Origin of the sequence: Streptomyces sp. NPDC088817 (assembly GCF_044750345.1) — a bacterium.
Classification (GTDB): domain Bacteria; phylum Actinomycetota; class Actinomycetes; order Streptomycetales; family Streptomycetaceae; genus Streptomyces.
This window is the reverse complement of record NZ_JBIVJN010000001.1, coordinates 140475-155036: the sequence shown is the minus strand read 5'-3', so window position 1 is coordinate 155036 and position 14562 is coordinate 140475. Positions and strand designations below refer to the sequence as shown.

Annotated in this window: 13 protein-coding genes; 4 read left to right on the top strand and 9 right to left on the bottom strand. The window is 70.7% G+C overall.

What is annotated here, in order from left to right; translation table 11 throughout:
- Window positions 1-67: 67 nt before the first annotated feature.
- Genes pgl through tkt form a run of 5 tightly spaced genes read right to left on the bottom strand, consistent with a single transcriptional unit; the run spans window position 68 to window position 6662 of the window.
- Entirely contained in the window at window positions 68-808 is a 741-nt protein-coding gene (gene pgl, locus ACIP4X_RS00770) for a 6-phosphogluconolactonase (RefSeq protein ID WP_234375630.1), read from the bottom strand.
- Window positions 809-846: 38 nt separating this feature from the next.
- A complete protein-coding gene (gene opcA, locus ACIP4X_RS00765) occupies window positions 847-1866 on the bottom strand; it encodes a glucose-6-phosphate dehydrogenase assembly protein OpcA (RefSeq protein ID WP_358732648.1) in 1020 nt (339 codons plus the stop codon).
- Window positions 1863-3401, bottom strand: a complete 1539-nt coding sequence (zwf, locus tag ACIP4X_RS00760; protein ID WP_358732646.1) for a glucose-6-phosphate dehydrogenase — start codon at window positions 3399-3401, stop codon at window positions 1863-1865. Before zwf ends, opcA begins: the two co-directional genes overlap by 4 nt.
- Before the next feature lie 5 nt (window positions 3402-3406).
- Entirely contained in the window at window positions 3407-4525 is a 1119-nt protein-coding gene (gene tal, locus ACIP4X_RS00755) for a transaldolase (RefSeq protein WP_391453665.1), read from the bottom strand.
- Between the two features lie 34 nt (window positions 4526-4559).
- Window positions 4560-6662, bottom strand: a complete 2103-nt coding sequence (tkt, locus tag ACIP4X_RS00750) for a transketolase (RefSeq protein WP_401345966.1) — start codon at window positions 6660-6662, stop codon at window positions 4560-4562.
- Between the two features lie 375 nt (window positions 6663-7037).
- Between tkt and ACIP4X_RS00745 the strand changes: the two genes are divergently transcribed.
- Window positions 7038-7991 carry a heme o synthase gene (locus tag ACIP4X_RS00745; protein ID WP_358732641.1) on the top strand — a complete coding sequence of 318 codons (954 nt, stop codon included), beginning with the start codon at window positions 7038-7040 and terminating at the stop codon, window positions 7989-7991.
- A 94-nt stretch (window positions 7992-8085) separates the two neighbouring features.
- The gene (locus ACIP4X_RS00740) at window positions 8086-8418 is read left to right on the top strand and encodes a hypothetical protein (RefSeq protein ID WP_358732639.1); all 333 of its coding nucleotides are present in this window, start codon (window positions 8086-8088) and stop codon (window positions 8416-8418) included.
- 66 nt (window positions 8419-8484) lie between these two features.
- Here the strand turns inward: ACIP4X_RS00740 and ACIP4X_RS00735 are convergent, their stop codons facing one another.
- From ACIP4X_RS00735 to ACIP4X_RS00720, 4 genes are all read right to left on the bottom strand, one after another.
- A complete protein-coding gene (locus ACIP4X_RS00735) occupies window positions 8485-9492 on the bottom strand; it encodes a COX15/CtaA family protein (protein WP_391453669.1) in 1008 nt (335 codons plus the stop codon).
- Between the two features lie 45 nt (window positions 9493-9537).
- A complete protein-coding gene (locus tag ACIP4X_RS00730) occupies window positions 9538-10254 on the bottom strand; it encodes an ABC transporter permease (RefSeq protein ID WP_391453841.1) in 717 nt (238 codons plus the stop codon).
- 151 nt (window positions 10255-10405) lie between these two features.
- Window positions 10406-11329 carry an ABC transporter ATP-binding protein gene (locus ACIP4X_RS00725; protein ID WP_401345963.1) on the bottom strand — a complete coding sequence of 308 codons (924 nt, stop codon included), beginning with the start codon at window positions 11327-11329 and terminating at the stop codon, window positions 10406-10408.
- A 31-nt stretch (window positions 11330-11360) separates the two neighbouring features.
- Window positions 11361-12173 (bottom strand): aminoglycoside N(3)-acetyltransferase, encoded by an 813-nt coding sequence (locus ACIP4X_RS00720; protein WP_401345960.1) that lies wholly within the window; start codon window positions 12171-12173, stop codon window positions 11361-11363.
- A gap of 161 nt (window positions 12174-12334) precedes the next feature.
- Between ACIP4X_RS00720 and ACIP4X_RS00715 the strand changes: the two genes are divergently transcribed.
- Both ACIP4X_RS00715 and sufB read left to right on the top strand, forming a co-directional pair.
- The gene (locus tag ACIP4X_RS00715) at window positions 12335-13096 is read left to right on the top strand and encodes an ArsR family transcriptional regulator (RefSeq protein ID WP_358732632.1); all 762 of its coding nucleotides are present in this window, start codon (window positions 12335-12337) and stop codon (window positions 13094-13096) included.
- Window positions 13093-14514: a Fe-S cluster assembly protein SufB gene (sufB, locus tag ACIP4X_RS00710; RefSeq protein WP_358732630.1), complete on the top strand. Its 1422-nt coding sequence runs from the start codon at window positions 13093-13095 to the stop codon at window positions 14512-14514. Before ACIP4X_RS00715 ends, sufB begins: the two co-directional genes overlap by 4 nt.
- Window positions 14515-14562: the final 48 nt, after the last annotated feature.

The following is a 14562-nucleotide window of genomic DNA, read 5'->3' as shown; positions in this document are numbered from 1 at the left end:
CCGCATGCCGGACGGGCCGGGAACAAGGTGCGGCGGCGGTGTTCTCACCGCCGCCGCACCTTGCCGTTCACGCCGAGGCCGGCGGATACAGCGATCTCGGCAGCTGCGAGGCCGCCGCCGTGTCCAGGAGCCACAGGGTGCGGGCGCGGCCCCGGGCGCCGGCCGCCGGGGCCTGGATCTCGCCCGCGCCCGACAGGGCCATCGCCACCGCGTTGGCCTTGTCCTCGCCGGCCGCCAGCAGCCAGACCTCACGGGCCGAGCGGATGGCGGGCAGGGTGAGGGAGACGCGGGTGGGCGGCGGCTTGGGGGAGCCGTGCACCCCGATCACCGTACGCTCCGTCTCACGCACCCCCGGATGCTCCGGGAAGAGGGACGCGACATGGGTGTCCGGGCCGACGCCCAGCATCAGGACGTCGAACGCCGGGACCGCGCCGTGGTTCTCGGGGCCGGCCGCGCGGGCCAGCTCCTCGGCGTAGGCCTCCGCCGCCGCCTCGGCGTCCGCGCCATGGGGACCGTCCGACGCGGGCATGGCGTGCACGCGCTTGGGGTCCAGCGGCACGGAGTCCAGCAGGGCCTCGCGGGCCTGCGTGACATTGCGCTCCGGGTCGCCCTCCGGCAGGAACCGCTCGTCGCCCCACCACAGGTCGAGCCGGCCCCAGTCGATCGCGTCGCGGGCGGGCGCGGCCGCCAGCGCGGCCAGCACACCGTTGCCGTTGCGACCACCTGTGAGGACCACGGACGCCGAACCCGTCGAGGCCTGCGCGTCCACGATCCGGGTGATCAGCCGGGCCGCGGCGGCCTGCGCCATCAGCTCCTTGTCGTGGTGGACGACCAGTTGCGGAGTGCTCACTCGGCGGCCTCCTCCTGGGGCACGGGCACCGCGACCGGCTCCGGCGCCGAAGCCTTGGAGACGTCGGACCCGGGGACGTCGGACGCCCGGCGGCCGTCCAGCCGGTCCACGCCGAACCGCAGCGCGGAGGCGTACGTGTCGTCCGGGTCGAGCCGTCGCAGCTCCTCCGCGATCAGCTCGGCCGTCTCCCGCCGCTTCAGCGCCACCGCCCGCTCCGGCTGCCCCTCGATGGACAGGGTCGCCAGCCTGCCGTCGGCCCGGTCCAGGGCGATCGGGCCGCAGCTGGTGTCCATGCGGACCGCGGTCAGACCGGGCCCCGCGGACTGCGAGCGCCTCACCGGTACGTCCAGCCGGTCCGCGAGCCACATCGCCAGCAGCTCGCAGCTCGGGTTGAACTCCTCGCCCTCCACCTCCACGGCCCTGACCTCGCAGGTGACCTGGTCGAGGGCCGCGGCCAGCATCGAGCGCCACGGCGTGATCCGGGTCCAGGACAGGTCCGTGTCGCCGGGCGTGTACGCCTCGGCCCGCGCGGACAGCTCCCGCACCGGCTGCTCGGAGGAGTAGGTGTCGGTGACCCGGCGCTGCGCCAGGGCGCCCAGCGGGTCCTTGGCCGGGTCGAGCGGCGCGTTCACCGGCCACCAGACGACGACGGGCGCGTCGGGCAGCAGCAGCGGCAGCACCACCGACTGGGCGTGGTCGGCCACCTCGCCGTGCAGGCGCAGCACCACCGTCTCGCCGGTGCCGGCGTCCGCGCCCACCCGCACCTCGGCGTCCAGCCGCGAGGACGTGCGGTCGCGCAGGGTCCTGGCGTGCCGCTTGACGACGACCAGCAGGCGCGAGGGATGCTCGCGCGAGGCGTCGCCCGCGGCCTTCAGGGCGTCGTAGGCGTTCTCCTCGTCGGTGACGATGACCAGCGTGAGCACCATGCCCACGGCCGGGGTGCCGATCGCCCGCCGGGCCTGCACCAGCGCCTTGTTGATCTTGCTGGCCGTGGTGTCGGTCAGGTCTATCTTCATGGCCGGCGCCAGCTCCGTCCGTCTCGTGCGAGCATGTCGTCCGCCTCGGCGGGCCCCCATGTCCCGGACGGGTACTGCGCGGGCCTGCCGTGCTTGTCCCAGTACGTCTCGATCGGGTCGAGGATCCGCCAGGACAGCTCGACCTCCTCGGTGCGCGGGAAGAGGTTGGAGTCGCCGAGCAGCACGTCCAGGATCAGCCGCTCGTACGCCTCCGGGCTGGACTCCGTGAAGGACTCGCCGTAGGCGAAGTCCATCGACACGTCCCGGATCTCCATCGACGTGCCGGGCACCTTGGAGCCGAAGCGGACCGTGACACCCTCGTCCGGCTGGACGCGGATGACGATGGCGTTCTGCCCGAGTTCCTCGGTGGCCGAGGTGTCGAAGGGGGAGTGCGGGGCCCGCTGGAAGACGACCGCGATCTCGGTGACCCGGCGGCCCAGGCGCTTTCCGGTGCGCAGATAGAAGGGGACGCCCGCCCAGCGGCGGTTGTCGATCCCCAGCTTGACGGCCGCGTAGGTGTCGGTCTTCGACTTCTTGTCGATGCCCTCTTCCTCGAGGTAGCCGATGACCTTCTCGCCGCCCTGCCAGCCCGCCGCGTACTGCCCGCGCACGGTCGACCTGCCCAGGTCCTTGGGCAGCTTCACCGCGCCGAGCACCTTGGTCTTCTCCGCGGCCAGCGCGTCCGCGTCGAAGGAGGCCGGCTCCTCCATGGCGGTCAGCGCCAGGAGCTGCAGCAGATGGTTCTGGATGACGTCACGGGCGGCGCCGATGCCGTCGTAGTAGCCGGCCCGGCCGCCGATGCCGATGTCCTCGGCCATGGTGATCTGCACATGGTCCACGAAGGACCGGTTCCAGATCGGCTCGAACATCGTGTTGGCGAAGCGCAGCGCCAGGATGTTCTGGACGGTCTCCTTGCCCAGGTAGTGGTCGATGCGGAAGACCTGGTCCGGGGCGAAGACCTCGTGCACGATCGAGTTGAGCTCCTCGGCCGACTTCAGGTCGTGTCCGAAGGGCTTCTCGATGACCGCGCGCCGCCACGAGCCGTGGCTCTGGTCGGCGAGCTGGTGCTTCTTGAGCTGCTGGATGACCACCGGGAAGGACTTCGGCGGCACCGACAGGTAGAAGGCGAAGTTGCCGCCCGTGCCCTGTGCCTTGTCCAGTTCCTCGATCGTGCCGCGCAGCCGCTCGAACGCGTCGTCGTCGTCGAAGGTGCCCTGCACGAAGCGCATCCCCTGGATGAGCTGCTGCCAGACCTCCTCGCGGAACGGCGTGCGGGCGTGCTCCTTGACGGCGTCGTGCACGACCTGCGCGAAGTCCTCGTGCTCCCAGTCGCGGCGGGCGAAGCCGACGAGCGAGAAGCCCGGCGGCAGCAGACCCCGGTTGGCGAGGTCGTACACCGCGGGCATCAGCTTCTTGCGCGACAGGTCGCCCGTGACACCGAAGATGACCAGGCCCGACGGCCCCGCGATACGCGGGAGCCGTCGGTCGGCGGGGTCACGGAGCGGGTTCGCTCCGGTGACGGTAAGGGGCGCCAAGGTTCTCAGCCCTCCGCGGGAGCGAGGCGCTCCAGCTCTGCCTCGGTGGACTTCAGCAGGTCGTTCCAGGACGCCTCGAACTTGTCGACGCCCTCGTCCTCCAGGACCTGGACGACGTCGTCGTAGGAGATCCCGATCCGCTCCAGCGCGTCGATGTCCGCGCGGGCCTGCTCGTAGGTGCCGGTGATCGCGTCGCCGCGGATCGCGCCGTGGTCCTCGGTGGCCTCGAGGGTGGCCTCGGGCATGGTGTTCACCGTGTTCGGCGCCACCAGCTCCTCGACGTACATGGTGTCCTTGTACGCCTTGTCCTTCACTCCGGTGGACGCCCACAGCGGACGCTGCTTGTTGGCGCCCTCCCGCTCCAGCGCGATCCACCGCTCGGAGGAGAAGACCTCCTCGTACGCCTCGTAGGCCAGACGCGCGTTGGCCACGCCCGCCTTGCCGCGCAGCGCCTTGGCCTCGTCGGTGCCGAGCTCGTCGATCCGCCGGTCGATCTCGGTGTCCACGCGGGACACGAAGAAGGACGCCACCGAGTGGATCTTCGACAGGTCCAGGCCGCGCGCCCGGGCCTTCTCCAGGCCGCTCAGGTACGCGTCCATCACCGCGCGGTAGCGCTCCAGCGAGAAGATCAGGGTGACGTTGACGCTGATGCCGTTGCCGATGGTCTCGGCGATCGCCGGCAGGCCCGCCCTGGTGGCAGGGATCTTGATGAGCGTGTTGGGCCGGTCGACCAGCCAGGCGAGCTGGCGGGCCTCGGCGACCGTCGCCTTGGTGTTGTGCGCCAGACGCGGGTCCACCTCGATGGAGACCCGGCCGTCCTTGCCGCCGGTGGCGTCGAAGAGCGGGCGCAGGATGTCGGCGGCGTCACGGACGTCCGCCGTCGTGATCATGCGGATGGCCTCCTCCACCGTGACCCGGCGGGCGGCCAGGTCCGAGACCTGCTGCTCGTAGCCGTCACCGTGCGAGATGGCCTTCTGGAAGATCGTCGGGTTGGTGGTGACGCCCACGACGTGCTGCTGGTCGATCAGCTCGGCGAGGTTGCCGGACGTGATCCGCTTGCGCGACAGGTCGTCCAGCCAGATCGCGACGCCTTCGTCGGAAAGGCGCTTCAGTGCGTCTGTCATGGAAAATGCATCTCCTACAGGTCGTATATGAGCGTCAGCGCTGGGCGGCGGCGATGGATTCCCGGGCCTTGGCGGCCACGTTCTCGGCAGTGAAGCCGAACTCGCGGAACAGCACCTTGGCGTCGGCTGAAGCACCGAAGTGCTCGAGGGAAACGATGCGGCCCGCGTCCCCCACGTACTTGTGCCAGGTCAGACCGATACCTGCCTCGACCGCGACACGCGCCCGCACGGCCGGGGGCAGCACGCTGTCCCGGTACCCCTGGTCCTGCTCCTCGAACCACTCCACGGACGGCATGGACACCACCCGGGTGGGCACGCCCTCGGCCTGGAGCCGTTCACGGGCCTCCACGGCCACGTGCACCTCGGAACCGGTGGCGATCAGGACGACCTGCGCCTCGGCGCTCTGCCCGTCGGACCCCTCCGCCTCGAACATGACGTAACCGCCGCGCGCCGCGTCGTCGTTGGGCTCGTACGTCGGCACGCCCTGGCGGGTCAGCGCCAGTCCGTGCGGGACGCCCTTGCCGAACTCCTTGGTCCAGCGGCGCAGGATCTCGCGCCAGGCGATCGCGGTCTCGTTGGCGTCGGCCGGGCGGACGACGTTGAGGCCCGGGATGGCGCGCAGCGAGGCCAGGTGCTCGACCGGCTGGTGGGTGGGGCCGTCCTCGCCCAGACCGACGGAGTCGTGGGTCCAGACGTACGTGACCGGCAGGTGCATCAGGGACGACAGGCGCACCGCGTTGCGCATGTAGTCGGAGAAGACCAGGAAGGTGCCGCCGTAGACGCGGGTGTTGCCGTGCAGCGTGATGCCGTTCATCGCCGCGGCCATCGCGTGCTCACGGATGCCGAAGTGGATGGTGCGCCCGTACGGGTTCGCCTCCGGCAGCGGGTTGCCCTCGGGCAGGAACGACGAGGTCTTGTCGATGGTGGTGTTGTTCGAGCCGGCGAGGTCCGCCGAGCCGCCCCACAGTTCCGGGACCACGTCGCCGAGCGCCTGGAGCACCTTGCCGGACGCGGCGCGCGTGGCCAGGCCCTTGCCCGCCTCGAACACGGGGATCTTCTCGTCCCAGCCGGCGGGCAGTTCGCCCGCGGCGATCCGGTCGAACTCGGCGGCCCGCTCGGCGTTCGCCTCGCGCCAGACCTGGAGCGTCTTCTCCCACTCGGCCCTGGCCCGGCGGCCCCGCTCGACGGCGGCGCGGGTGTGGTTCAGCACCTCGTCGGAGACCTCGAAGTGCTGCTCGGGGTCGAAGCCGAGGACGCGCTTGGTGGCCGCGACCTCCTCCTCGCCCAGCGCCGAGCCGTGCGCGGCCTCGGTGTTCTGCGCGTGCGGGGCCGGCCAGGCGATGATCGAGCGCATCGCGATGAAGGACGGCCGGTCGGTGACGGCCTTGGCCGCCTCGATGGCCGCGTGGATCGCCTGCGGGTCGAGGTCGCCGTCCTCCTTGGACTCCACGCGCTGCACGTGCCAGCCGTAGGCCTCGTACCGCTTGACGGTGTCCTCGGAGACGGCCGTCTCGGTGTCGCCCTCGATCGAGATGTGGTTGTCGTCCCACAGCAGGATCAGGTTGCCGAGCTTCTGGTGGCCGGCCAGCGAGGACGCCTCGGCGGAGATGCCCTCCTGCAGGCAGCCGTCACCGGCGACGCAGTAGATGAAGTGGTCGAACGGGGACTCGCCCGCGGGGGCCTCCGGGTCGAACAGACCGCGCTCGTAGCGGGCGGCCATCGCCATGCCCACCGCGTTGGCGACACCCTGGCCGAGCGGACCGGTCGTGGTCTCCACGCCCGCCGTGTGCCCGTACTCCGGGTGGCCGGGCGTCTTCGAGCCCCAGGTGCGGAAGGACTTCAGGTCGTCCAGCTCCAGCCCGAAACCGGCCAGGTACAGCTGGGTGTAGAGGGTCAGGGAGGAGTGACCGGCGGACAGTACGAAACGGTCGCGGCCCACCCACTGCGGATCGGCCGGGTCGTGCCGCATCACCTTCTGGAAGAGGGTGTAGGCGACGGGAGCCAGGCTCATCGCCGTGCCGGGATGGCCGTTGCCGACCTTCTGTACGGCATCGGCGGCCAGGACGCGCGCGGTGTCCACGGCACGCTGGTCCAACTCGGTCCAGTCGAGGTCTGTGGTGGTCGGCTTGGTGCTCACCCTGAGTCAGGGCTCCTCTCCACATGTCGGAAGCCGGCGTACGGGGGGACCGCGCACCGGTTTGCCGGCCTTCTCGGCGTCGGCCGGACGTTGTCGAGCCTATCCCGTCAGAACGTGCGTTTTTCCGCGTCGTTCCAGAGTGCCGGGACTCTCTTGGATCCGCCTCCCCGCTGGTCGGAATCGCATTCGGCACATGAATACGGAGCTGCTCATTCGATCGCTCAATCGAGCCGGATCACGCCCTTCCGGAGGGCCCCGCCAACACGATCCGACCCCCGCGAATGTCCGGGTCTGGGCAACGTCTACAGTGGCGTGGTACGCGCGAGTCCTTACCGTCGGTTCACACGGGCGGCTCGCTGGGAGTCTCTGTCAGGGGTGTGCGTGACGGCCGTCGAATCCCGTCCAGCGGGGGTACTCGGTGCGAGCCAGAGCCCGAGCCACCGGCCGTTCGGGGCCCGTGTCAAGGCGTTCGTGGCGCTGACCAAGCCGCGGATCATCGAGCTGCTGCTGATCACCACCGTTCCGGTGATGTTCCTGGCTCAGCGCGGCGTGCCCGACCTGGGTCTGGTCCTGATCACCTGCGTCGGCGGCTATCTGTCGGCGGGCGGCGCCAACGCGCTGAACATGTACATCGACCGCGACATCGACGCGCTCATGGACCGCACCTCGCAGCGCCCGCTGGTCACCGGCATGGTCAGCCCGCGCGAGTGCCTGGCCTTCGGCATCACGCTGGCGGTCGTCTCCACGCTGCTGTTCGGCCTCACCGTCAACTGGCTGTCCGCGTGGCTGGCGCTCGGCGCGCTCCTCTTCTACGTCGTCGTCTACACGATGATCCTCAAGCGCCGCACCTCGCAGAACATCGTGTGGGGCGGCATCGCCGGCTGCATGCCGGTGCTGATCGGCTGGTCCTCGGTCACCGACTCGATGTCCTGGGCGCCCGTCATCCTCTTCCTCGTCATGTTCTTCTGGACGCCGCCGCACTACTGGCCGCTGTCCATGAAGGTGAAGGACGACTACGCGCGCGTGGGCGTGCCGATGCTGCCGGTCGTCGCCTCCAACAAGGTGGTCGCCCGCCAGATCGTGCTCTACAGCTGGGTGATGGTGGGGGTCTCGCTGCTGCTGACCCCGCTCGGCTACACCGGCTGGTTCTACACGGCGGTGGCGCTGGCCGCGGGCGGCTGGTGGCTGTGGGAGGCGCACGCGCTGCAGAACCGGGCCAAGGCCGAGGCGACCGGCACGAAGCTGAAGGAGATGCGTCTGTTCCACTGGTCCATCACCTATGTGTCGCTGCTGTTCGTGGCGGTCGCGGTGGATCCCTTCCTGCGCTGAGCTCTCCTCCGGACGTCACTCGGGCGGGGTACGTGGTCAAGGCCACGCACTCCGCCCGTCGCCGTTTGATCTACTCGTGGGTAGCATCCTGGCCATGGCAGACACGCAGCAGGTTGACCCCAAGGACGAGCGCAGGGCCGCCCGTCTCGCCCGGCGGATCGGCTCCTTCTCCAAGGCCCACGGAGGCGCCGAGGGGCAGGTCGCGTACCTCGGGGAGCGCGGCGCCAGGATCGTCCTGGTCGGCGAGGACGGCACCTGGGGCGACCTCGTTGCCCCCACGTACGCCATCGCCGAGCAGGCGGTGGAGAAGTCCGGGATCACCGTCCACGAGGCGTTCGACGGCGCGCTCGCGGCCAAGGTGCGGACGGGCCCGTACGAGTGGAGCCGTATGGCGGGCCTCCAGGTGGGCGGCCCGTCCAACCGCTGACGGAACACGGAAGCCGGGGCCGGCGGTCATCCGGCCGCCGGCCCCGGCTTCCGAGCGGGAGCGGCCTCAGGCCTTCGCCAGCGTCGCCTCGGTGGCGGGCCCCGGCAGATCGGCCACGGCCTGCGGCCGCTCACGCAGCGACAGCAGCACGCGCAGCACCCAGATCCACATGACGCACGAGCCCAGCATGTGCAGGCCGACCATGGCCTCGGGCAGATGCGTGAAGGACTGGACATAGCCGATGACGCCCTGGCCCAGCAGGATCAGGAACAGTTCACGGGTCCGCGCCAGCGGACCGCGCGGCGCGTCGACGGCCTTGAGGATGAACCACAGCGCGAACGTCAGCGTGATCACGATCCATGCCAGCACGGCGTGCAGCTTGGCGACCGTCTGCCAGTCGATCGGAATGCGGGAGACCTCCTGGGAGTCGCCCGCGTGCGGCCCGGCACCGGTGACCACCGTGCCCACCGCGATCAGCAGCACGCTCGCGAGGACCAGGAACCCGACCAGCTGCCGGATCGGCTTGCCGACCAGCGGGCGCGGCTCGGCGTCGCCCTCGCGGGTGCGCTGCCACATCACCGTGGCGACCGCGATCAGCGCAGAGGAGAGCAGGAAGTGCGCCGCGACGGTGTACGGGTTCAGACCCACCAGGACGACGATGCCGCCGAGCACCGCGTTGCCCATGACCACCCAGAACTGAGCCCAGCCCAGCCGGGTGAGGCTGCGCCGCCACGGCTTCTGGGCGCGCGCGGCGACGATCGCCCAGCCCACGGCCGCACACAGCACGTACGTCAGCATCCGGTTGCCGAACTCGATCACGCCGTGCACACCCATCTCGCGGGTGGTGGTCAGCGAGTCGTCCGTGCAGGTGGGCCAGGTCGGGCAGCCGAGGCCCGAGCCGGTCAGGCGGACGGCGCCGCCGGTGACGACGATGACCACCGCCATCACCAGCGCGGACAGGGCCGCCCGCTGGACGGTCCTCGGATGCGGGGTCCAGCGTTCGGCGATGAGGGCGAGCGGGTTGCGCACGGCGGCTACGGCGTCGGCGCGGGTCAGGTTCGGCACGCGATCCATCGTAGGCGCCCGCTTGTGCATCGTTTCACGAGGGTCCATCGCGCCCTACTCCCAACGGAAGAACTTCCCGGCGGCCGCGAGACCCGCCACCGCCCAGACGGCGAGGATCGCGAGGTCGCCCCACGGCATCCCGGCGCCGTGCTGGAGCACGTCCCGCAGCCCGCCGGAGAGCGCCGAGATGGGCAGCAGGCCGAGCACGTCCTGGGCGACGGGCGGGAACTTGTCCAGCGGCACGACCACCCCGCCGCCGACCAGGAGCAGCAGGAAGACCAGGTTGGCGGCGGCCAGGGTGGCCTCGGCCTTCAGGGTCCCCGCCATCAGCAGGCCGAGACCGGAGAAGGCCGCCGTGCCGAGGACCATCAGCAGGAGCACGGCGAACGGGTTGCCGTGCGGCGACCAGCCGAGCGCGAAGGCGATCACGGTCAGCAGCACGACCTGAAGCACCTCGGTGACCAGCACCGACGCCGTCTTGGCGGTCATCAGACCCCAGCGCGGCAGCGGCGAGGCGGCCAGCCGCTTCAGCACGCCGTAGCGCCGCTCGAAGCCGGTCGCGATGGCCTGCCCGGTGAACGCGGTCGACATCACGGCGAGCGCGAGGACACCGGGGGCGAGGAAGTCCACGGCCCTGCCCGCGCCGGTGTCGACGATGTCCACGGAGCTGAACAGCACCAGCAGCAGCGTCGGGATGACGACGGTGAGCAGCAGCTGCTCCCCGTTGCGCAGCAGCATCCTCGTCTCCAGCGCCGCCTGCGCCGCGATCATGCGGGTCAGCGGCGCCGCGCCCGGCTTCGGGGCGTACGTACCGGTGGCGGTGACGGTGGTCACGAGCGCAGCTCCTTGCCGGTCGGTTCCAGGCTGTTTCTTCCCGGGGGACAGCCCCCGGACCCCCGGCCGTGCTTCAGGTGGACCGGAATCATGAGCGCAGCTCCCTGCCCGTCAGCTCCAGAAAAACGTCCTCCAGCGTGTGCCGCTCGACGGAGATGCTGTCCGGCATCACGCCGTGCTGGGCGCACCAGGACGTCACGGTCGCGAGCAGCTGCGGGTCGACGTTGCCGACGATGCGGTAGGAGCCCGGCGTCAGCTCGGCGGCCGAGGAGTCGGTGGGCAGCGCCTTGAGCAGGGAGGCGACGTCGAGTCCCGGGCGGCCGGTGAAGCGCAGGGTGTTCTCGGCGCCGCCGCGGCACAGCTCCTCCGGGGAGCCCTGGACGACGACCCGGCCGGCGTCGATGATCGCGACGTCGTCGGCGAGCTGCTCGGCCTCCTCCATGTGGTGCGTGGTGAGGATCACCGAGACGCCGTCGGCGCGCAGGTCGCGCACCAGGTCCCAGGTGGCCCGGCGGGCCTGCGGGTCGAGTCCGGCGGTCGGCTCGTCGAGGAAGACCAGTTCGGGCCGCCCGACGACGGCCATGGCGAGCGCGAGCCGCTGCTGCTGGCCGCCGGAGAGCCGGCGGTAGGAGGTCCGGCCGCAGCTTCCGAGCCCGAGCCGTTCGATGAGGGCGTCCACGTCCAGCGGGTGGGCGTGCAGGCCGGCGACGTGCCGCAGCATCTCGTCGGCCCGCGCGCCGGAGTACACGCCACCGGACTGGAGCATCACGCCGATACGGGGCCTGAGCTGCGCGGACTGTCTCACGGGGTCGAGGCCCAGGACGCGTACCGTGCCGGAATCCGGCCGCCTGTACCCCTCGCAGGTCTCGACCGTCGTCGTCTTGCCCGCGCCGTTGGGGCCGAGCACGGCGGTCACGCCCGCCCGGGCCACCAGGTCGAGGCCGTCCACCGCGGTCTTCGTGCCGTACCGCTTCACCAAGGCCTGGACCTGGACCACGGGCTCACTTCGCATGAGGCCAAAGTCTAGGGACGCGCCGGACGGCTCAGGCGGCCGGGTGAGGGAAGTCATCCTCCCGGGGCCGGTGCACCGCGAGCCACCGCTCCGCGTACGCCACCGCGTCCGCCACCGGGAAGAGCCGCGTCCGAGCGGCGCCCACCGCGCCGCGGACCACCGGCCGGTCGCGCTCGAAGTCGTGCCCGAGTTCCTCGAACCCCTCGGAGGTGACGGACACGTCGGTGACGACCTCCCAGCCGCGCGGCCCCGGTCTGCCCTCCCGGGCGAGCGGCGCGGGGATCCGGTACTCGGCCAGGTGGAAGCAGGTGCAGGAGCCGTATCCGGCGCCCAGCATCAGCACCCGGGCGCCGAGCGCCTCCAGCCGGGCGAGCGGGCTCCGCTCACCGAACCGGCAGTCGGCGGCGTGCCCGTCGACCACTTCGGCGGCGCGCGGGCCGATCGCGGCGAACGAGCCGTCCGGATGCGCGCTGCGCAGGGCCCCCGGCCAGGTGCGCACGGTCTCCGGGATCACCCCGACCCCGTAGGAGGGGGAGACGCGGGGGTCGTAGGCGGGCATCGAGGCGCGGATGGTGTCCCACCACTCCTCGGGCACCGGCGGTCTGCTCCAGCGCGCCGGGTCGGACAGATCGCCGCAGTGCGTGGGGACCACGAGCGTGCCGTCGGGACCGAGCACGTCGAGCAGTGCCTGGACGACCGCGACCTGGCCGCCGCAGACCCAGCCGAGCGAACTGAGGGAGGAGTGGACGAGAAGGGTCTCGCCGGGGCGCACGCCGAGGTCGCGCAGTCCCCCGGCGATCGTGTCCCGGGTGACGAGCGGGCCGGTCGGCGGCGGTGTGGGCATGGTCGGGGAGTCTGGCGCATCGCCCCGGAGGGTGCCACCCATTTGATCGACCGGAGATCGTTTCCGCAGGTCGGATTAGGTTTGCCTAAGTGACGCAGGGCACCGCCCGTCCGGATCAAGGCCGCTTGTCAGTCCGTGAGGAATTACGCAACAATGGCGTTGTGAAAAACGTCGGCGAGGTTCGGGAGACCCCCATGGGGGCCCCGCAGGAGGAGTTCGCGACCGGGGAGCGTTCCACGCGCAACCGGGTCGCGCGGTCCATCCTGGACCACGGCCCGTCGACCGTCGCCGAGCTGGCCGGCCGGCTGGGACTCACCCAGGCAGCCGTACGGCGCCACCTGGACGCCCTGGCCGCCGACGACGTGGTGGCGGCGCGGGAGCAGCGGGTGTACGGAGCGCGGACGCGCGGCCGGCCCGCCAAGGTCTTCGCGCTCACCGACTGCGGACGGGACGCCTTCGACCAGTCGTACGACAAGCTCGCCGTGGACGCGCTCCGCTGGATCGCCGAGCGGGAGGGCGGGCCGGAGGCGGTCGCCGCCTTCGCCCGGGCCCGGATCGCCGCGCAGGCGAGCGCGTACCGCGAGGCGGTCGAGGCCGTCACGCCCGACCAGCGCACCGAAGCGCTGGCCAAGGCCTTGAGCGTGGACGGGTACGCTGCTACGGCGCGCAGCGCGCCCCTCCCGCAGCGGGGTGAGCAGCTCTGCCAGCACCACTGCCCGGTCGCCCATGTCGCGGAGCAGTTCCCGCAGCTATGCGAGGCGGAGACGGAGATCTTCGCCGAGTTGCTGGGTACTCACGTCCAGCGACTGGCGACCATCGCGCACGGCGACGGCGTCTGCACGACGTTCATCCCCAAGATTTCCCAGACCGATCACCAAAGCCAGAACGCATCCGCAAGCACGGCCGGGAGGAACCCCGCATGACTCTCCCCACGGAGACTGCCCACCCCGAACTCGAGGGCCTGGGCAAGTACGAATACGGCTGGGCCGACTCCGACACGGCCGGCGCCTCTGCCAGGCGCGGTCTGAACGAGGAGGTCGTCCGTGACATCTCGGCGAAGAAGTCCGAGCCGGAGTGGATGACCAAGCTGCGCCTGAAGGGCCTGCGGCTCTTCGAGAAGAAGCCCATGCCGAACTGGGGCTCGGACCTGTCGGGGATCGACTTCGACAACATCAAGTACTTCGTGCGCTCCACGGAGAAGCAGGCGCAGTCCTGGGAGGACCTGCCCGAGGACATCAAGAACACGTACGACAAGCTCGGCATCCCCGAGGCGGAGAAGCAGCGCCTCGTCGCCGGTGTCGCCGCGCAGTACGAGTCGGAGGTCGTCTACCACCAGATCCGTGAGGACCTGGAGGAGCAGGGCGTCATCTTCCTCGACACGGACACCGCCCTGAAGGAGCACCCGGAGCTCTTCAAGGAGTACTTCGGCACCGTCATCCCCGTCGGCGACAACAAGTTCGCCTCGCTGAACAGCGCGGTGTGGTCCGGCGGCTCCTTCATCTACGTCCCGCCGGGCGTCCACGTGGAGATCCCGCTCCAGGCCTACTTCCGTATCAACACGGAGAACATGGGCCAGTTCGAGCGGACCCTGATCATCGTCGACGAGGGCGCCTACGTGCACTACGTCGAGGGCTGCACCGCGCCGATCTACCAGAGCGACTCCCTGCACAGCGCGGTCGTCGAGATCATCGTCAAGAAGAACGCCCGCTGCCGCTACACGACCATCCAGAACTGGTCGAACAACGTCTACAACCTGGTCACCAAGCGCGCCGTGGCGTACGAGGGCGCGACCATGGAGTGGATCGACGGCAACATCGGCTCCAAGGTGACGATGAAGTACCCGGCCGTCTACCTGATGGGCGAGCACGCCAAGGGCGAGACCCTGTCCATCGCCTTCGCGGGCGAGGGCCAGCACCAGGACGCCGGTTCCAAGATGGTCCACATGGCGCCGAACACCTCGTCCAACATCGTCTCCAAGTCGGTGGCGCGCGGCGGCGGCCGTACCTCCTACCGCGGCCTGGTCGAGATCGGCGAGGGCGCCGCGGGCTCCAAGTCCAACGTGCTCTGCGACGCGCTGCTCGTGGACACCATCTCCCGCTCCGACACGTACCCCTACGTGGACGTCCGCGAGGACGACGTGTCCATGGGCCACGAGGCGACCGTCTCCAAGGTCTCCGAGGACCAGCTCTTCTACCTGATGAGCCGCGGCCTGAGCGAGTTCGAGGCGATGGCGATGATCGTGCGCGGCTTCGTCGAGCCGATCGCCAAGGAGCTGCCCATGGAGTACGCGCTGGAGCTCAACCGGCTGATCGAGCTGCAGATGGAGGGCGCGGTCGGTTAAGCACCGACGCGGGCCGGCGCGAATCGCCGGCCCGCAGTCCGCCGTCCA